The 19,428-nt window shown below is 51.3% G+C and carries 14 protein-coding genes; 2 read left to right on the top strand and 12 right to left on the bottom strand.

Going from position 1 to position 19,428, the window contains the following annotated elements; translation table 11 throughout:
• The 12 genes from FPL14_RS19700 to FPL14_RS19645 all read right to left on the bottom strand — a co-directional run bounded on the left by FPL14_RS19700 (position 1) and on the right by FPL14_RS19645 (position 15,883).
• Positions 1 to 900, bottom strand: coding sequence for a carbohydrate ABC transporter permease (locus FPL14_RS19700; RefSeq protein ID WP_182299375.1), 900 nt, complete (start codon positions 898 to 900; stop codon positions 1 to 3).
• Positions 901 to 1,466: 566 nt separating this feature from the next.
• On the bottom strand, positions 1,467 to 2,825 hold the full coding sequence (locus tag FPL14_RS19695) for an ABC transporter substrate-binding protein (protein WP_182299374.1): 1,359 nt from the start codon (positions 2,823 to 2,825) through the stop codon (positions 1,467 to 1,469).
• Between the two features lie 103 nt (positions 2,826 to 2,928).
• On the bottom strand, positions 2,929 to 4,491 hold the full coding sequence (locus FPL14_RS19690) for a response regulator transcription factor (protein WP_182299373.1): 1,563 nt from the start codon (positions 4,489 to 4,491) through the stop codon (positions 2,929 to 2,931).
• Positions 4,492 to 4,494: 3 nt separating this feature from the next.
• Positions 4,495 to 6,240 (bottom strand): cache domain-containing sensor histidine kinase, encoded by a 1,746-nt coding sequence (locus FPL14_RS19685; protein WP_182299372.1) that lies wholly within the window; start codon positions 6,238 to 6,240, stop codon positions 4,495 to 4,497.
• Between the two features lie 103 nt (positions 6,241 to 6,343).
• Positions 6,344 to 7,453, bottom strand: coding sequence for a rhamnogalacturonan acetylesterase (locus tag FPL14_RS19680; RefSeq protein ID WP_182299371.1), 1,110 nt, complete (start codon positions 7,451 to 7,453; stop codon positions 6,344 to 6,346).
• Between the two features lie 103 nt (positions 7,454 to 7,556).
• Entirely contained in the window at positions 7,557 to 8,543 is a 987-nt protein-coding gene (locus FPL14_RS19675) for a glycoside hydrolase family 43 protein (protein WP_182304072.1), read from the bottom strand.
• Between the two features lie 73 nt (positions 8,544 to 8,616).
• Complete coding sequence (locus tag FPL14_RS19670) at positions 8,617 to 9,576, bottom strand: glycoside hydrolase family 43 protein (protein ID WP_182304071.1); 960 nt, start codon at positions 9,574 to 9,576, stop codon at positions 8,617 to 8,619.
• Positions 9,577 to 9,692: 116 nt separating this feature from the next.
• The gene (locus FPL14_RS19665; RefSeq protein ID WP_182299370.1) at positions 9,693 to 11,132 is read right to left on the bottom strand and encodes an arabinan endo-1,5-alpha-L-arabinosidase; all 1,440 of its coding nucleotides are present in this window, start codon (positions 11,130 to 11,132) and stop codon (positions 9,693 to 9,695) included.
• A complete protein-coding gene (gene arfA, locus FPL14_RS19660; RefSeq protein WP_182299369.1) occupies positions 11,125 to 12,642 on the bottom strand; it encodes an arabinosylfuranosidase ArfA in 1,518 nt (505 codons plus the stop codon). Before arfA ends, FPL14_RS19665 begins: the two co-directional genes overlap by 8 nt.
• A 30-nt stretch (positions 12,643 to 12,672) precedes the next feature.
• Complete coding sequence (locus FPL14_RS19655) at positions 12,673 to 13,485, bottom strand: carbohydrate ABC transporter permease (protein ID WP_182304070.1); 813 nt, start codon at positions 13,483 to 13,485, stop codon at positions 12,673 to 12,675.
• 36 nt (positions 13,486 to 13,521) lie between these two features.
• Positions 13,522 to 14,457: a carbohydrate ABC transporter permease gene (locus FPL14_RS19650; RefSeq protein ID WP_407644624.1), complete on the bottom strand. Its 936-nt coding sequence runs from the start codon at positions 14,455 to 14,457 to the stop codon at positions 13,522 to 13,524.
• Between the two features lie 82 nt (positions 14,458 to 14,539).
• Entirely contained in the window at positions 14,540 to 15,883 is a 1,344-nt protein-coding gene (locus FPL14_RS19645) for an ABC transporter substrate-binding protein (RefSeq protein WP_182299367.1), read from the bottom strand.
• A 403-nt stretch (positions 15,884 to 16,286) separates the two neighbouring features.
• Here FPL14_RS19645 and FPL14_RS19640 point away from each other — a divergent pair, with 403 nt between their 5' ends.
• Entirely contained in the window at positions 16,287 to 18,338 is a 2,052-nt protein-coding gene (locus tag FPL14_RS19640; protein ID WP_182299366.1) for a methyl-accepting chemotaxis protein, read from the top strand.
• A 143-nt stretch (positions 18,339 to 18,481) separates the two neighbouring features.
• Complete coding sequence (locus FPL14_RS19635) at positions 18,482 to 19,396, top strand: ArsR/SmtB family transcription factor (RefSeq protein ID WP_182299365.1); 915 nt, start codon at positions 18,482 to 18,484, stop codon at positions 19,394 to 19,396.
• Positions 19,397 to 19,428 lie beyond the last annotated feature (32 nt).

The raw sequence follows: 19,428 nt of genomic DNA, 5'->3' as shown, positions 1-19,428 counted from the left end.
TTATTTGTCTCCTTTCGATTCGTAGTGAACCCAGTAGCGCGACGATTGGAAAATCAGCAAAGTGACTATACCGATTACGATCAAGGCAACCCAAGCCATTGCCGACGCATAGCCCATCTCGTAGAAGACGAACGCTCTCTTGTACAGATAGAGGGAGTACAGCAGCGTCTGATCAAGCGGGCCGCCCTCGCCTCTGGAGATAATGTAAGCCGGAGTGAAGGTCATGAAGGCCGAGATCGTCTGCATGATCAAGTTAAACAAAATAATCGGGCTGAGCAGCGGAAGCGTAATTTTGAAAAACTGGCGAACTTTGTTCGCTCCGTCCACGCTCGCGGCTTCGTAATAATCTTTAGGGATGTTCTTGAGCCCCGCCAGGAAAATCAGCATCGACGAGCCGAACTGCCAGACGGACAAAGCGATTAACGTCCATAACGCCGTCGAAGGATTCCCGATCCAAGACGTGTCCGAGTCTATTCCTATCAAGCCCAGCGCGGAGTTGACTAATCCTTGATCCCCGAACACTTGCGACCATAGAATCGATACGGCGACGCTGCCGCCGATCAGCGACGGGAGGTAATAAGCCGAGCGATATAGTCCGATGCCCGAGATGGCTTTGTTAAGAAGCATCGCGACGCCGAGGGCGAAAGCAAGCCTTAACGGCACGCTGGCGAACACGTAATTAAGAGTGACGGAGATCGATTTCATGTACTTCTCGTCATCCGTGAACATCGTGCGGTAATTGTCCAAGCCGACCCAATTCGGCGCCTCCAGCAGATTATAATCCGTAAAGGAGTAGTACAGGGAGGAGAACACCGGGTAAACGATAAACACTAGGAAACCCAAGATGAAGGGAGAGGCGAACAAGTAGCCCACCACATGGTTATTCTCGCGTAGTTTCATGATTTCAGCTCCTTGGGCATGTCAGGTTCGTTGTTCCATCGAATAAGGCATCTTTCGTCTCGACGAATCGGTTACGACTAGAAAGCGTTTACTTATACTCCTATTATGAAGTTCCGAATCGAACATCTGAATGCAAAAAACCGTTGTTTTTGTTCAAATAGCCGACATGGTCAAGAGGCGGGTTCGCGTGATCGAGGCGTTCCGGCGCTTGGCGGGGCGGGGGTTTACCGTAAGTGAGGCGTACCGGCGCTTGGCGAAGACTCGTGCGGGCAGAGGCATCTGACTAACAGAATGTAACGCTTAATCACTAGGCCCCCGATGGAATAACTGGATTTATACAGTTATTTCGCATGAATTGACCTTGAAACCTAGAAATAAATGGATAAATCCATTTATTTTAGCGCAGCGAGAAAACTCGCTAGTCTTTTGGCGTCTTCGTGCGGGGTGCGGGGTGCGGGAGCGCGGCGGGTGCGGGTGCGGGGTGCGGGGTGCGGGAGCAAGCGGCAACAACAACAAAAAAAAAGCCGAACCCGCGAATATCGCGGATCCGGCCTTCCGTACGCTTATTATTTTTTGTTTTTAGCGAGAATTTTGTTCGCTTCTTCGCGGAACTTAGCCGCGCCTTCTTCAACGGACAGCTTCTTGTACAGAATTTGTTCGGCCGTATCTTTCAGAAGCTTGTCGACTTCGACCGCTCCCACTGGGTTCGGAGGATCCATTTGGCTGCTGTTTTGTTCAGCCCATGCAACATAGTCGAATACTTTCACTTGATCCGGAGTCAAGCTCGGCTTCAACGCTTCCTTCACTTTGGAGGAAACCGGAACGCCGCGCTCGCCCATGATGATTTTGTTCGCTTCGATATCGTTAACCCAGAAGTTGATGAATTTCGCCGCTTCTTCTTTGGCTTTCGAATTTTTCGCGATCGAGAAGTACATGCTCGGTTTCAAGAACAAAGCTTTGTTCTCGTTCCAGCCCGGAACGGGCAGGATTTCGAAAGGACGCTTCGCTACGCTGGAAGACAGGATGAATTGGTTGGACCAGCCCCATGTGCTGACCGCGTTGCCAAGCTCAAGCTCGCCGTCTTCAGGCGTACCTTTTTTCTGCGCCAGCTTGTCGAGAGACAACAGATTGCCGTTGTCGTACCACGTTTTGTACATATTATAGAAGTCGATGAACGGTTTATCGTCGGAATAGCCTAAGCTCGTGCCGTCGGCCGCGTACATATGTTGGCCTTGGCTTCTCAAGTAGAACGGGAAGAACACGTCATGGCGAAGATCTTGCGTCAAAATTTTTCCTTGAGCCTTCATAATCGGTCCAAGCCTGGTGAAGTCTTCCCATTTCCAATCTTGCGTCGGCATCGTACCGCCGGCTTTTTCCAGCATTGCTTTATCGACTACGGCCAAGAGAGCATTGGAACCAAGGTTCATGGCGAACAATTGGTCGCCGATTTTCCCGCCGGACAACGAAGCGTCGCTAATGGAGCTAACATCGATAGTGCCGTTCTGCGTGAAGGAAGTTAGATCTTCCAGCTGCCCGCGACCGCCGTATTGGGAGAGGTACGAAATGTCCATTTGAATGACGTCGGGAAGATTGCCTGCAGCCGCGTTCGGAGCGAGCTTTTTCCAGTGATCGTCGAAAGAAGCATACTCAGGCTCGATCGTTACGTGCGGGTTAAGCGATTCGTAAAGCTCGATAACTTTCAAAGTATAATCATGCCGAGCTTGGCCGCCCCACCAGGCAACGCGCAAAGTGACCGGATCTTTCTTGTCGCCGTCCGATGCCGCCGGAGAAGCTTCTCCCGAGCTCGCCGCTGGCGACGACGCCGCCGGCGCGGAGCTAGCCGCGTCTTTGTTGTTATTGGAGCCGCATCCGATCATGCTAATGATTAAAGCAAGCATTACTAACCCCGTTAGTGCTTTTTTCATTTGTAGCCCTCCCCTGAGCCTTGAGTAGTTTTTGATAGTGCTTACATTTCCTATTATCAGCGGGATAGACCGAAAGCGTAATTCAAAAAACCGTGCTGTTTGTTCAAAAACCAGAGTTGTCCGGAAGCTTCATATATTCGGACGGAGTACATCCCATTTGTTTCTTGAACACCTGGCTGAAATACTGGGGATTATCTCCAAAGCCGAGCAGTTCGGCCATTTCGAAAATTTTGATATCGGGATCCTTCGCCATCAATTCCGTCGCTTTTTTGATCCGCGCTTTCACCACGTAGTTGGAAAATTTCTCCCCGGTTTCCTTCTTGAACAGCTTGCCTAAATAGTCCGCGTTCATGTATAGCATTTCGCTGGCCACCAAGTTAAGCGACAATTCGGAGTTGCCAAGCTGTTCGTCGACGATATCGATGACCTTGCGAACGATCGACGTATGCTTAACCACGTTGCGCTCGTAGTGGTATTGAACGATCTCCCTGACCGTATTTTCGAGCAGCTCTTGAATCGCTTGCAGCGTATTCATCTCCACGAGTTCGGACAAGCGCCCGTAGTAACGGTTCATCTGTTGCGGGTCTCCGAGACGCAACAGCGACACGAATTGCTGGATGACATAAGTTTTCGTCACGTTGATGTCGAGCTTGGCGTGCATGAGCTCGTCCATCAGGCTGGATAAAGCCTGTTCCGCCTCTTCCCGATGGCCGGACTGCACCGGCATCGTCAGCCTCTCTTCCTCGAAGTTGAAATGTCCCGTTAACTCCGGCCCCCGCGCTCCGGTATCCTTGCGCGTGATCAAACCGCCTTCGCCGAGATAGAACCGGTAATTCAAGCTCTGCAACGTTTCCTGATACAAGCTGCGCGCTTGGGTAATCCGATCCGGCTCGCTTAAGGCGATCGTCGCGTCCAGCTTGTAGTAACGAAGGAACGTATCCCGAATCTCATGAATACGCCGGTACAGCTCCGACAGTTCGAGCGTATCTTCGACTAGAACGAGCACGTGATCGCCGATCGTCGTGCTGAGCAAGGTCGTGTCCAAAAGATCCTCGGCAATGTTCTTGATCGCGAACAGGTGCTCGAACTCTACTGCACCCTCTAGCTGGAACAGCAACAAGCGCACGGGACGCTCGAATTCGAACTGAAACAGCTCCCGGTAATAATCCCAGTCCCGGCTTCCGTAAGTTTTGTTCGTAACGAATTCTTTCAACACCTGTTGTTTCACATGCGGTATCGCCTTTTGCAGCCCTTGCTTGATCGCGCTGACGAATCGTTCCCGTTGCTCGTCCGATTCAATCTCCGCCACGATTTCCGACAGCGCCTCGGCGATTTTATTCTCGTTCGTCGGCTTCAGCAAATAGTGCTTGACGCCGTATTGCATGGCGCGACTGGCATAATCGAATTCCCCGAAGCCGGATAGAAGCACGAACCGAATGCCCGGATGAGACCGATGTACGGCGGCCACGAGCTCTAGTCCGTCCATGCCCGGCATCCGAATGTCGCTGACGACGATATCCGGCAGCAGCTCTTTAATTCTCTCATAGGCCTCTACTCCGTTCGGAGCCGTTCCGATCAACCGCGTTCCGAGCGAAGCCCAGTCGATCATCTGCGATATGCCGTCAAGAATGATCTTCTCGTCGTCTACAAGCATCACTTTGTACATCGATTACTCCCCCTCTTCCCTCGGCAAGACAATAATCACCCGAGTGCCGTTTCCGAAGGCGCTGTCTATCCGGATTCCGTATTGCTCCCCGAATGCGATTTTGATCCGTTCGTCGATGTTCAACAAGCCGATCCCTTTGCCTTTGGCTTTCATATCCCCGCTGCGCAACCGCATTAGCGTATCTTGCGGCATGCCGGGGCCGTCATCCTCGACCGTAATCAAGAGGCCTTCGTTCTCCAGTTCGGCTCGAACGACAATACGGCTTGTTCCTATCGTCGGTTCCAAAGCGTATTGAATCGCGTTTTCCAAGAGCGGCTGAAGCGTCAACTTCGGCAACTTGCGGTACAGCAAGCCGTTCGGAACCTCGAGCTTGAAGTCCAACCTTTCGTCGAATCGGTACTTCTGAATCGTCACGTAGCTTCTAACGACCTCAAGCTCTTCGCCAAGGGTTAGAATCTCTTCCTTCATGTTAATGGAATTGCGCAGCAGGAAACCCAGCGATTCCACCATGTTCGAAATTTGCGTTTGCTTGTTCACCTTGGCGATCCAGTTGATCGATTCCAGCGTGTTATATAAGAAATGAGGGTTGATCTGCGCTTGCAACGCCTTGAATTCCGTTTCCTTGATTAGCAGCTGGTTTGCGTAATTTTCCGTAATGAGCGTATTAATCCGTTCGACCATCAACCGGAACGTCCGGTGCAGCAGCCCCATCTCGTCCATGGACATCGGGGTGTCGTCCGCCGTTTGCAGATGCGCCCCGGCGAAATTCCCTTTCTCGGCCATCTTCATTCGGGCAATCAAACCGTCGATCGGACGGGTCAAGCTTCTGGAGAACCGGACTCCGAGCAGCATCACGAGCGCGAATATCCCGACGAACACGACGACGACAAGCTCTTTAATGAAAATAACCCGTTCGAAAATTTGATTGAAAGGGGTGATATTCAAGTACGTCCATCCCGTATTGGCCGATTTCGTGTACGAGATAAAGTACGAATGGCCGTCTATTTTCCGAGTGAAATAGCCTTTCGGAAACCGAATGGAGCTGTCAACTTCCGCTAGGCTGAACAGAGGTTCCTTCGGATAAATAACCTCTTCGCCGGAGAACAGAATCAAATCCCCTTCCGCGGCGGAATATTGCTGCGCGATCTTCGCGATGTTAATCCGAATGACTAGCGTTCCCAGATATTGCAGGTCGAAGTTCGTATTGTTGAACGAACGAATTTCCCTCGCGGAGATAAGCGCCGGATCTTGCTCGTCGGGATAGATCCACAGATTGTCCCCTTCCGCCGCGCTCGTCAGCTCCTTGATCCGACTACTCTTCGCCGCGTCTATCTCGGTCACGTTTCCGACGCCGTTCTCTTTGCCATGGGAATCCATCAGCTGAATAGAGTATATGGACGGCTCCGAACCGGCGTAAGTCAGAAGCCGATCGATTAGCTTTTGCCTTAAAATAAGCTTATCGTATTCGGAATCGGCATTTTTAATGGACAGTAGTTGGCTCTGAAGCTGAATGTCCGCGATGATGTCATAGGACATCTGCTCGATGCGGCCAAGCTTAGTCTCGATCGCGGCCGAGGATAGATTGAGCACCTGCGACGACTTGTCGTACAACTGCTGATCGTAAATAGAAAAGGCATATTGCTGAACGAGAAACGTAAAAGAGAAAGTAACCGCGATAATGAGCGCGAACAGGATCGACAGCTTGTTCTTGATTTTCATGTGCCGAAAGGAAATAAACCATTTCTGCATGCCGGATGCCATCCTTTCCGTCAATCCAAATAAGTAATAGACAGTATGACATCCTCGGTTACCCCTGTAAAGCAAGCGGTTTCATTTACCAACGAACCGCCGATTATCTTAAATACATCGCAAGCGGCCAGATCGCGGCCGACCGAATTCCCGAGACGACCAGCTCCGCGACGCGTATCGCTCCCTGTTCTTGAAAATGCGTATTGTCCTCGATACCGCCGGGGAAATGAGCGAACTCGCCGGGTGCTCCCCACATGAAGATAGACTTCGCTTCTTCCGGTCCGATCTCCTCGAACAATCGTTTGCTCATCTCGGCCAAATCGATTAACGGAACATCCCGTTCGGCCGCAAGCTCGCGAACGGCTTCCGCATAAGGCCCGTGAGTATCCTTTATCCGTCCGTCCGCTTCGTAGAAGCGCCGATGCACGGAAGTAATCAACACCGGGAATGCGCCTTTAGACCGAGCGCCATCGATATACTGCTCAAGATAACTTTTATAAGTCGTAGACGGGTCGGTATATCGCTCTTCGTCCGTCTTCTGATCGTTATGCCCGAATTGAACGAACAAGTAATCGTTGGCTTTGATTTCTTGCAAGATCGCGTTCAGCCTGTCTTCGTCGATGAAGCTCTTCGAGCTTCGGCCGGACATCGCATGATTGGCGACGACGACATCGTGCTTGAGGAACGCCGGGAGCATCTGCCCCCAACCGGCATAGGGGAACCCCTCCTCGGGTTGGTCGGTCACCGTCGAATCTCCCGCCAAATAAAGATTGATCGCACGAGGAACCGCCTGGATTTCGAGCGCGTTCACTCTCGGCGCCGGCCCGGAGAACGATAGGTTCATATGACCGTCGCGCACGTATACCGCGACCGTCTCGCGCACGAACTGTCCGGCGGATACGGCGCGATGACGGATCAACAGCCTGCCCGGACTCGCCTTGAGCGTCGTGCATGCCGGTACGATCCAGTCCCCCATCACTATCGATACCGCATAATTGCCGTTCGGCACGTCTAGCCGGAATGACGTATCCGCGGGAATGCACAGATCGCGCTTTAACGCATCGGGCGCTTTACGATCGCGCGCGGTTACCCGCGATACGTCCGTAAAGCCGTAACCTCGCGCTGAATCGTATCCGCATTCCGCGGTCACCTTCGTATATCCGTCCGCCGCCTCGCCGATTCCGAAATCGAATTTCCATTCCGTCGTCGCCATCTTCGCGAGCCCCCCTCATTCATCCTAAAATTTAGCCTTGCTAATAGTTTAAAATAAAGACCGGATAATCGATGAACGATAATCCGGTCTTTCTGTTTAAAAATCAGTCTTTCTGCCCCGGCTTCCCGAAACTCGGAGTTCCATCCCCGTTCCAGCCGAAAAGCTGCGCGCGCGCATGACGATTCGGGTCGAATAACGGATCGCCTTCGATATCCTTGTACGGCCTTGCATGGTACACGATAATATCTTGTTTGCCGTCCGGCGTCGTCGTAAAGCTATTATGTCCCGGTCCGAATTGATTCGCCTCGGGGTTAGAGTAGAACACCGGCGCTTCCGACTTCGTCCAGCTCCTCGGATCGAGAAGATCGCTCGTATCCGAAGCCGTTAGCAAACCCATCGCATAGTTCGAGTCCGTCGCGCTGCCGGAGTAGCTGATGAAGATTTTGCCGTTTCGTTTCAGAACCGCGGCCCCTTCGTTAACTTTGAAGCCGATTCGCTCCCAAGCTTGGTCCGGCTTCGTAATGAGCGTTTGCTCCCCTCTCAGCGTCCATGGATCAGCCAATATCCCAATGTACAGATTCGTGTTCCCTTCGATCTTCGGATCCTTCTGCGCCCAGACGAGATAATGCGTCCCCTCGTGCTCGAAGGTCGTAGCATCAAGAGAAAAGGACTCCCAATTCGTCTTTAACTGCCCCTTCTCGGTCCATTTGCCGCCTAGCGGATTGGCCGATTCGTTCTCCAGCACGTAAATCCGGTGATCGAACGGAGCGTCTTCTCTGGCCGCCGCGTAATAGATATACCACTTCCCGTCGATATAATGGATCTCGGGCGCCCAAATATGTTTGCTCATCGGCCCGCTAGCCGGTTTCTTCCATACGTCTACCGTCTGCGCATCGGCTAGCCGATTCAAGCTCTTGGCCCGCCTCAGCTCGATGCGATCGTATTCCGGGACCGAGCCCGTGAAATAATAATAACCGTCCGTATGCAGGTATATCCACGGATCCGCCCGTTGTTCCACAAGCGGATCGCGGAGCTCTTCCGGCTTGCTCGCGCAGCCGGCTACCGACGATAGAAGCACGATCAACGCCATGAAGGCGGACGCGATCTTCCATCCTTGATTTCGCATGAATACATCACCGCGGCTCTCGATCGAAATAATTTCCTTAGCGCTTCTTCGCATCTGCCGCCGGAATACCGAATTCGGGCATGCCGTCCGAATTCCACCTCACGGCTTGCGCCCGGGTATGCCGATTCGGATCGTATAAGGGATCTCCGACGATCTCTTTGTAATTACGGGCATGATAGACGAGGATATCCGTAAGCCCGTCTTCCGATACGGTGAAGCAGTTATGGCCGGGGCCGTATTGTCCGGTCGTCTCGTTCGTTTCGAACACCGGAGCAGGCGATTTGCTCCAGCTACCCGGATTCAGAAGATCGCTGTTTTCATCCGCCCATAACAGCCCCATGCAATAGTGGTGATCGGTTGCGCTCGCGGAATAGCTGATGAATATTTTACCGTTGCGCTTAATGACTCCCGCTCCCTCGTTAACCAAGAAACCTATGACTTCCCAATCGTACTCGGGTTGGGTGATCATTACCTGTTCACCCTCAAGAGTCCAAGGGTTGCTCATCTTAGCGATATAGAGGTTCGAATTGCCCTTAATGTCCGGGTCCTTCTGAGCCCATACGAGGTACCGGATTCCTTTATGCTCGAACGACGTGGCATCTAACGCGAACGATTCCCATTTCGTAATGATTTTACCTTTTTCCGTCCACGTTCCTTGCGTCGGATCCGCCGCTTCGTTCTCCAGCACGTACATCCGGTGATCGAACAAACCTTCGTTCGTCTCCGTCGTATGCGCCGCCGCGAAATAGATATACCATTTGCCGTCGATATAGTGGATTTCCGGGGCCCAAATGTTGGCGCTCATAGGTCCGCTGTCGTATTTCCTCCAGCAAACGACCGGAACGGCAGACTCTATCCCTTGAATCGTCGCGGATTTGCGCAATTCGATTCGATCGTACTCCGGCACCGAAGCCGTGAAATAGTAGTAGCCGTCCGTATGCTTGTACACCCACGGGTCGGCCCGTTGTTCGACGATCGGATTGCGGAACTCCGTCATGACGGCCACAACCTCGTCGCTTCCGGAGGAAAATGTATTGTTGTCTCTAGTCTCCATCATTCAACACCACGCTATCTATTTAGTATGATTTCATCTCGCTGAGCTTCTTGCTTATCCTACTTAGCCGAAGAGATTTTCTTCCCCCACACTCCGGTACCGTCGGACGACAATCCGGTGAAAGCAAGGGTCGATTTCTTCAACTCCCAATCCCATGAAGGCAATAGCTCGAGAACCTCCACGGACGTCTCGCCGTTGTCCAATGTCCATTTCACTTCAAGCGTATGCTCGCCCGCGAGCTTCCATTTGCCGGTCCCCGGATCGCCTTCCGCCCCGCCATCCTCCGACAGCGTGAGCGGCTTCCCTTTTACGCGGCCGTTGCTATCCTTCGCTAGATAGATCCGCTCCCATTGTCCGGGAATGGACGATTGCGGAATCGCTTGGACCTTCTCCCCCGCGTACCTCTCCGGCGATACGACGGGCCAGCCGTCTTCCGTCCACAGCATTTGCCTAACGTGCAAATACGCCCAAGACGTTTTGGATTGGCCTCTCGCATGATGGATCATGAAGCTTCTGTCTCCGTCTCGAAGAATGGAGTTGTGCCCGGGAGCGACCCAGCCTTCTCCTTCCGAGAAGCTGTAACCTCCAAGCACTTTATTCCCGATTTCGTGCTGCGGCTCATAAGAAGAATCGTTCATCTCCCGCCCGTTAACGTCTACGTAAGGCCCTTCGATGTCGTCCGATCGGCCGACCCGAACGTTATAATCCGCAAACAACGAATCGTAGGAAACAAATAAATAATACTTTTTGAACTTCGGCTCATAGATGATATACGGACCTTCCAGAGCGCCTTCTTCCGTCTGATGGCTTCTGCTCGCGATCCGCTTCCCGAATCCTTGATCTTTGAACTTCCCTGTCGCCGGATCGAGAGGCGCGACGTAAATTCCTCCGAAGAAGGAACCGTACGCCATCCAGGGCTGGCCTTCCGCGTCGATGACGACGTTAGGGTCGATCGCGTTCGGAGCATCCCCCTGCCGGGTTTTAACGACTTCCCCTTCGTCCGTCCACGGCCCTTCAACGCTAGTGCTCGTAGCCAATCCGATCATAGAGCGATTCGTCCCGAACTCGGACGCGGAATAGTACAGGTAATACTTCTCTCCCAGCTTCGCGATGTCCGGAGCCCATAGATTCGCCGCTTGCGTCCATGAGGAAGCAGCCGAAGGAATGCCGTCCTTCAGCGCGTAGCCGACCCATTCCCACTGCACGAGATCCTTCGATTTACGAACCATGATTCCGGGGCGCGGAGTACCGGCGGCTTTGATATCGGTGGAAAATACATAATACGCGTCCCCGACCTTAATGATCGAGGGGTCGTGCGCGTTGCTTATGCGCCATTCTTGCTCGTTATCGACGTTGCTTAAATCATATAGAGGGTAGTCTATCGGCGCGGACGGATAGATGGGCTCCGCGATCTCGGCTCCGCCGGAGCACCCTCCCATTAGAAGAGCGGCCGACAATAGGATGAAGGCCGCCCCTTTCCTGCAGGTATATTTAGGCATCGGCTTTCCGTAACCGAATGACGTTCCAGGATTGTTTCGGCAGAACGGCGTTAACGATTCCGTCGTTCAGCTTCGCATTGCCGTTGCTATGGGGCTTCACCGTCTCCGCGCCGGCGGCGTTCACTGCTTTCAGATTCGGATTCTCCAGTACGATATGTTCCGCGATACGGTATCCGGCGAAGCTTCTGACATCGCACGAAAGCTCCAAACCGTCGTTCAAGCTGCGGTTCACCGCGAACACGACCACTTCGTCCGCTTCGTCGTTATAGACGGCCGCCGCTTCCAAATAAGGCACGTCGGTAAAGTCTTTGCTGTCGTATTTGTCCGAGACGATAACCGGATTCAGCGCGATTCCGCGCCCGAATACGGAGGCGTGCATGTAAGGATAATAAATCGTTTGTTTCCATGCCGCGCCTCCGTTATCGGTCATAATCGGAGCGATAACGTTAACGAGTTGGGCGAGGCAAGCGATCTTGACGCGATCCGAACGCTTGAGGAAGGAGATCAGCAACGTTCCTACCAACAATGCGTCCTCGAAGTTATAGATATCCTCCAATTGCGGCGGAGCGATAGTCCAAGGATCGATCTTCTTATCGGCTTCGTTGGAGTGGTACCATACGTTCCATTCGTCGAAGCTCAGGTTCATCGTTTTTTTGCTTCTCTTCTTGGCTTTGATATAGTCGCACACGGAAATGATCGTATTAATAAACCGATCCATCTCCAAGGAGAGAGCCAAATAGTTCGCGCTATCGTTATCCCGGTTGCCGAAGTATTGATGAAGGGAAATATAGTCTACCGCTTCGTACGTATGCTCGAGAGTCGTCGCTTCCCATTGCGGGAACGTAGGCATGCCGGAATTGGAGCTTCCGCATGCGACAAGCTCGATATCCGGGTCGACCCATCGCATAACCTTAGCCGTCTCCAGCGCGATGCGGCCGTATTCGTCCATCGTCTTGTGCCCGATCTGCCATGGCCCGTCCATCTCGTTGCCCAAGCACCAAGTTTTGATTTTGTGAGGCTGCTTGTATCCATGGGAAATCCGAAGATCGCTATAATAGGAACCGCCTGGATGATTGCAATATTCGATCAGATTACGAGCTTCCTCGATGCCGCGCGTCCCCAAGTTGACCGCCATCATCACCTCGGATCCGACTTTCTTGCACCAATCGGCGAATTCGTTCGTGCCTACGTAATTGGGCTCGATCGTCCTCCACGCAAGCTCCAGCCTGCGAGGACGGTTCGCCAGAGGCCCGACGCCGTCCTCCCAGTTATAGCCGGACACCATATTGCCTCCGGGATAACGAACGATCGGAACGTTCAGCCCTTGCACCAATTCGATTACGTCCTTGCGGAACCCGTTCTCGTCCGCTTCCGGATGGTCCGGCTCGTAGATGCCGCCGTATACGGCTCTTCCGAGATGCTCGATGAAGGAACCGTAAATTCTTTTATCGATACGCGAGATTTGAAATTCCTTATCTACGATCATTTTTGCTTTAACAGTGGATGTCATGGTGCTCTCCTCTTTCTATGTCCGTTTCTGTTACCCTTTCACTCCGCCGACCGTCAGACCGGAAATAAAGTACCTTTGGAAGAAAACGAACAGCAGCAAAATCGGCAGAATAGCCATTACCGAGCCCGCGATCAGCATTTGATAGTTATTTCCGTAAGGAGTCAGAAGCGTGCTGAGCCCGATCGGAATGGTAAGCATATCGTTCGTGCGCAGAATAAGCAGCGGCCACAGGAAGTTGTTCCAGTTGCTAAGCGCGATCAGAATGACCATCGCGCCGAATGCCGGCACCATCAACGGAATGAAAATGCGGAAGAACATGCCGTATTCCGTACACCCGTCGATGCGGCCCGCGTCCATGAAATCTTTGGGCAGTCCGCTGGCGTATTGCCGGAAGAAGAAGGTCGGCAGCGGCGCAACGGCGAACGGGATGATAACCCCCCACAGCGTATTGATCATCTTGAAGCTGATCATCAGCTTGTAGAGCGGAAGCATAATGATTTCCATCGGCACCATCATGACGAGCAGGATCGCCACGAAAATGACGTTTTTGAGCTTGAAATCGTACATCGCCAATCCGTATCCGACAAAGGCGGATAGAAACAGCGACAAGATTGTCGCGAGAATCGTAATGACGATGCTGTTCTTGAACCAAGTGAAATACGTATCGGCCGATTCCGTGAACAGGGACCTATAGTTCTCGAACGTGAATAGCTCCCAATCGATCTTGTAGCTAAGGCCCGAACTGATAGCGAGCTTAGCCGGCTTGAGCGAAGCCACTATTATCGCGTAGAACGGCGTAAGCATTAGAACGGTAACCACGATAAACAAAAGCAGCATCAACATCGAAGAAGGGGTGATTTTTACTTTTTCTTTCACCGGTTAGTCCTCCTTCTTGAAGAGTCCGAATACTTTCAGCTGAATCAAGTTCAGCACGAGGGTGAATCCCAGCAGGGATAGACCGATCGCGGATCCGAAGCCCATATTGTTCTGTTCGAAGCCTTGTTGATAAATATAGCCGACCATGGTCAATCCCATATCCTTAGGCGAGCGGTTTCCGCTCCATAGCATGAAGCTCTCGATGAACATCGACAAGCCGCCGAATATGCTGATGGTCAGCACGTAAATAGTCACCGGTTTGAGCAACGGGACCGTAATTTTCATGAATTTTTGCCACGTCGTGGCGCCGTCGATGGAAGCCGATTCGTAGATATCGTTCGGAATGCTTTGCAGTCCCGAGAGAAAATAGATGATATTTACGCCGAGCCAACGCCAGGTGGCCATCAATACGAGGGCGAGCATTCCCAAGCGCGCATCCGCCAGCCATTTCTGCGGTTCAAAGCCGAATAGGCCGATGATTTGGTTTACGATGGCGCCTTCGGATTGGCCGAGCATCAGACGGAATATCGTACCCGCTACGACGATGGAAACCAATGCGGGAATAAAGAACGTCGAGCGGAAAAAGTTTTTGAAAGGCAGCTTGCTGGAATTAAGCATAACCGCGAACAGCAGCGGAAGCGGAATGAGTACGACTAACGTTAGAACGGTATAGATCAAGCTGTTGTAGATTGCTCGGTAGTAGTGCTTATTGAACAGATTTTCGTAATTTTTGAAGCCGATATATTTCGTAGCTCCCGGTAATACCTCTTGGAAGCTCATCTGGATCGTGGAAATGACCGGGTACGTGAAGAAAACGAGAAACGTAAGGACGAATGGCAGCGTGAATACGTAAGGCGCATAACGCTGGTTATACAGAAAGCCGGTTTTTCTCGGTGCTGGCGCTTTCGCGGTCGCGGTGCTGGTTGGTTTGCTCACCACGTTGATCCCCCTTCTTGAAAGAACCACTAGCCAAGCTAGGCCGAACCTAACGAGGCTAGTGATTTATTTCTTTATCGCTTCATTATTGGGCTCTTACTTCTTCCGCGACTTCTTTAAGCACCTTCGCCGGATCTTCCATGTCGTTCAAGGTACGGAACATAACCGAACGTTTGACCGCGTCGATGATCGCCGGAGTTTTCTCGCCGATGTTAACCGGCTTGATTTCGTTTTTCACTCCCGCCAGCATCGTGAAGATATCCGGGCCGAAGTAATCCGTGAATTTGTTCGGTTCTTTCAGCTCGGGAGCTTCCCAAACTTCGGAACGAATCGGATCGAAGCCAAGCTGTTTCCAGATCTCGATGTTTCCTTCTTTGGACAGTTTCGCGAATGAAAGGAACTGCTTAGTGATCTCTTGAACTTTGGATTGTTGCGTTACGACCGTTCCCGTACCGCCCATACCGGCGGAACGCGCTCCGCCTTCCGTCCAAGCAGGCATAGGTTTAATGACCATTTTGCCTTTCAATTCAGGCATGTTGTCTACGAAACGGCCCATGTACCACATCGGCATCCAGATGGAAGCCGCGCCGCCTTTGTTCATGAATGCCCAGTATTCTTCGGAGTGGTGGAAACCGCCCGGAGTACCGATCGCGATTTTCTCTTTTACGAGGTCTTGCAAGTACCGCACGGTTTTGATATTAACGTCGCTATCGAGCGTTACGCTGCCGTCCGCGCCCAAGAAGTCTCCGTCTTGTTGAGCGATCAGCGGCCACAGGGACCATTGCTCCGTCGTTTCCAGAGTCGTCATCGGAACGCCCGTTTTCTCAAGAACCGTTTTGCCGGCTGCTTTGTAGTCGTCCCAAGTTTTAATGTCGTCCGGATTTACGCCGGCTTTATCAAGAATTTCTTTATTGTAGTAAATAACGGCTGCGCCAACGTGGTAGTCGATGCCGTAGTATTGTCCGTCTTTCGCGTAGATATCGAAACGGGATTTAACCAGGTTGTTCAGCTCGGGTTCAACGATATCGTTAAGCGGCGCAAGCTGCGGCTTACCTTTCAGGTAGTTCGCGAATTTACTGATTTCGATGTCCGCCATGTCCGGCGCGCCTACGCCCGTTTGAAGAGCGACGAGCAATTTATTGTGCATGTCGTCATATGGAAAAGTGCTGCCTTCGAATTCGATTTGCTTGTCCGGGTTCTTTTCGTTCCATTTTTTAGCCATGTCCTCGTAATACTTTTGGTGCAGCTCTTGGAATGTCCAGAATACGATTTTAGTCGGTTTTCCATCGCCTTTCGGAGCTTCGCTGGCAGCTCCGCTTTCCGCTGGCTTGCTTGCGGCCGGTTCATTGTTATTTCCGCCGCTGCACGCCGTAAGCGCTAACATTATAGACAGCATTAGAGCTAAAACCGTAAACCAAGTCTTACGCATTTTGTTTCCCCCGTTTGTGGTGTGATTGATAAATCATTTTAGATTTTACTAAAACAATTTATGAGTTAATGATAATTCGTCATCCTATTTGTTGTCAACAGCAAATTTGTATGCGTTTACGTAAATTTTTCTTTAGAATAATATGAACCCTTAGCAGTGTAAAAGTCTACTAATAAATCCCCGGCCTTAAATCGCGTTAAAACCTCTATATATCAAGGTTTTTCGATGTGCGCGAATCTTTCCTCAGTCATTACGAGTACCTTTTCCCTCAAAATGTAAGCGATTACTATTCTCTATTGACAGTAAAACGACGGTTATGTTTTATAATTACATATAATAATTATATAGTTTAGATTATATTAAAATCCTATCGCATTTCACCTTAAGGCAAAGGATGTTTACAATGGCTAAATCGACATCGTTCCGAATCAAGGATCTCCTCCAACCAACGCTCAGCGCGCGATTGTTCCTTTCATTGTTCGCCAGCATATTGATTTTCACTTTATCCGTCGGTTTATCGTCCTATTATTCGTCCAAGGCCTTGCTTCAAGAGCAGATGGAGCAAAACTCCGTTCAAACCGTCGTCCAACTAGGACAGAAGCTCGATTATTATTTCAATGTGTACGAAAGTCTATCCCGACAGGTGATGACCAATCGCGATATCGAGAACAATCTGCTTAAGATGCAGAAGACGGATGCCCGTTCCCTTGCTTATCGAGAGTTGAACCTCAAGCTGCGGGAGTCGCTGAACGGCTTGTCGAACTCGGTCCCCTCCGTCGTAGCCATACATATCCTTAATGCCGACGGAACGGATCTGAAAGTGACGGAAAGAATGTTTAACGGCCCTGCCGATCTAAAGGAAACATCTTGGTTCGACACGGTCGTCCGGAATGGGGCCAAACCTACCTGGTTGCCGATCGTCAAAGACGGCTATTCGCATACGAGCAATTCGTACGAGAACAGCTTTGCCATGGCGAGAATATTTACCGGACTGCAATCGGCCAAGGAGCTCGGCGTTATTTTCATCGAGATCGATCCCGATAGTTTGCACGAGCAGTTAATAGAACTCGAGAGCTACGGCAAAGCGTACGTTGTCGGCGCGGACGGGAGTACGATATACGATCGCTCTACTGACGGACTGGGGACTCCTTATCCGTTGCGCAACGCCGAGGAGTACGCAGTCGACGGCAAGCAAGCCTATTACGAAGGCGACCATCTAACGGCCGCATACCTGTCTCCCGTTACGGGCTGGTCCGTCGTTCAAGAAATACCGGTCGAACGAATCGTAAAGGACGCGGCCAAAATCTTAAACTTCACCCTGATCATGTCCGGCTTTTCCCTCGTTGCCGCGCTCGTCATCGGATATTTCATTACCCGGATGATCAGCCGTCCCTTGTCCGACATGAAAGGACTTATGCTTGAAGGAGCCGACGGCAAACTAAGCGTCCGTTCCCGCTTCAAGCGGAAAGACGAAATCGGGCAACTCGGCCGCTCCTTCGATCAAATGATGGAGAACATGAGCTTGCTGGTCGCAGAGACCGACGCTTCCGTCTCGAAAGTTCTGCATGCCGGAAGCAAGCTGCTCCATCTATCCGAGACGACTCACGGCTCGGCCAAAGAAATCGCGGCAGCCGCTCAACAAATCGCCGCGGGAACTACCGAGCTGTCGGCCGAATCCGATAACGTCAGCGCGTTCACCGCGCAATTCGGGAACAAGCTTCAAGAGGTCGTCGAAGCCAATTCCGTACTGGTTAATTCGGCCGCCAACGTTAAGAGCACTAGCGACAAGGGCATTGCTATTCTTGAAGATCTGAGACGACAGACCGATCGATCCGAACGGATTAACCGTTCCATGAACGATAAAATGACGGAGTTCCGGCAACATGCCCAATCGATCCAGAACATTATGGACGTGCTGCACCAAATTACGAAACAAACGAACATCCTCTCGCTTAACGCGACCATCGAAGCTTCCCGTGCCGGCAATGCAGGCAAAGGGTTCATGGTCGTAGCGGATGAAATCCGCAAGCTTGCCGAACAATCGAAACAATCGATCGACACGGTTGCCGTCACCCTTGACGTTATTCAATCGAGCGCTGCGGTAATCGTCGAGGAACAGCAAAGCGCGTTGATGCTGTTCAAGAGCCAGAACGATTCGGTGCATCAAACGAATACCATATTCGACGAAGTAAACAGAGACATGGAAGCATTCATGGGCGAGCTGAATCGGACGACCGAATCCCTTAACGAGTTCAAGGATGCGCAGCAGCTGTTGGCTAAATCCATGCGGGTCGTCAGCAAAGTGGCGGAACAATCGCTCGCTTCTTCTTCTCATGCAGCCTCCATGACCCAGAGCCAAACGGAAGCAAGCAACGAGACGTTAGATTATGCCAAGCAGTTGAACGAATTATCGCGACAGTTAAACATCGTTCTGCAAAGATTCACCAAACAATAACGAATGCCGCTGTCGGAAGTTGTTGAACATTCATTTATATTGTTTTAGGTTTATGTATAATAAAATAAATCTTTATGGTAAGCTATAGGTATATCGAACCTTTCGATCCTATCGAACCTCCAAATCGGAAAGGACTTGCGGAAATGATTCATATTAAAGAACTCCGGTCCGGTCTTAATATTTTCAAAGCGCTCAGTTCGGAAATCCGAATTCAAATTCTCGAGCTCTTGGCAGAGCATCAGACGCTTAACCTTAACGATCTGGCTACCAAATTAGAGCTAACCAACGGCGCCATTACTATGCATATTAAGAAGCTTGAAGAAAGCGGCTTAATCGAGATCAATACCGTCGTCGGCAAACACGGCTTGCAAAAAATGTGTTATCTCAACGAAGAGAAGCTGATGGTGGAATTGCGCACGAAAGAAGTCGGCAATCTGTACGAGGTAGAATTGAAAACCGGGCATTACAGCAATTACCATGCCGTCCCGACATGCGGGCTTGCAACGAAGGATAGCATTATCGGGGATTTCGACGATCCTCGATACTTCGCCGACCCGCAGCGGGTAGACGCCGAAATCATCTGGCTATCGGAAGGGTATCTGGAATATCGCATCCCGAACTACTTGAAGCCGAACCAGGAGTTCCAAGAACTGCAATTTTCTTTGGAACTAGGCTCCGAAGCGCCGGGATTCGCCGACAATTGGCCGTCCGACATTTACTTCTACGTTAACGATATCGAGATCGGATCTTGGACCAGCCCGGGCGACTTCGGCGATACGAAGGGAGCCTTCAATCCCGACTGGTGGCCGCCGCATCTGAACCAATACGGGATGCTGAAGCTGATTCGGATTAACGGGGAAGGAAGCTTCATCGACGGTTGCAGAATATCCGACGTTACCTTGTCCGAGATCGATCTGAATTACAAAAGCGATATTCGTTTTAAAATGGCGGTCGAGGAGAAATCGAAAAACAAAAGAGGCCTTACCGTCTTCGGCAAGCACTTCGGCAATTATAATCAAGATATTCTTATTCGGGTTCTGTATCGGGATCTTCAATAACGCGTCGTCCATAAACCGCCTTCGGCAGCCTG

Origin of the sequence: Cohnella cholangitidis, from assembly GCF_014107495.1 — a bacterium.
Taxonomy (GTDB): Bacteria; Bacillota; Bacilli; order Paenibacillales; family Paenibacillaceae; genus Cohnella; species Cohnella cholangitidis.
Note: the sequence above shows the minus strand (reverse complement) of the source record. Positions and strands in the feature narration are given on the sequence as shown.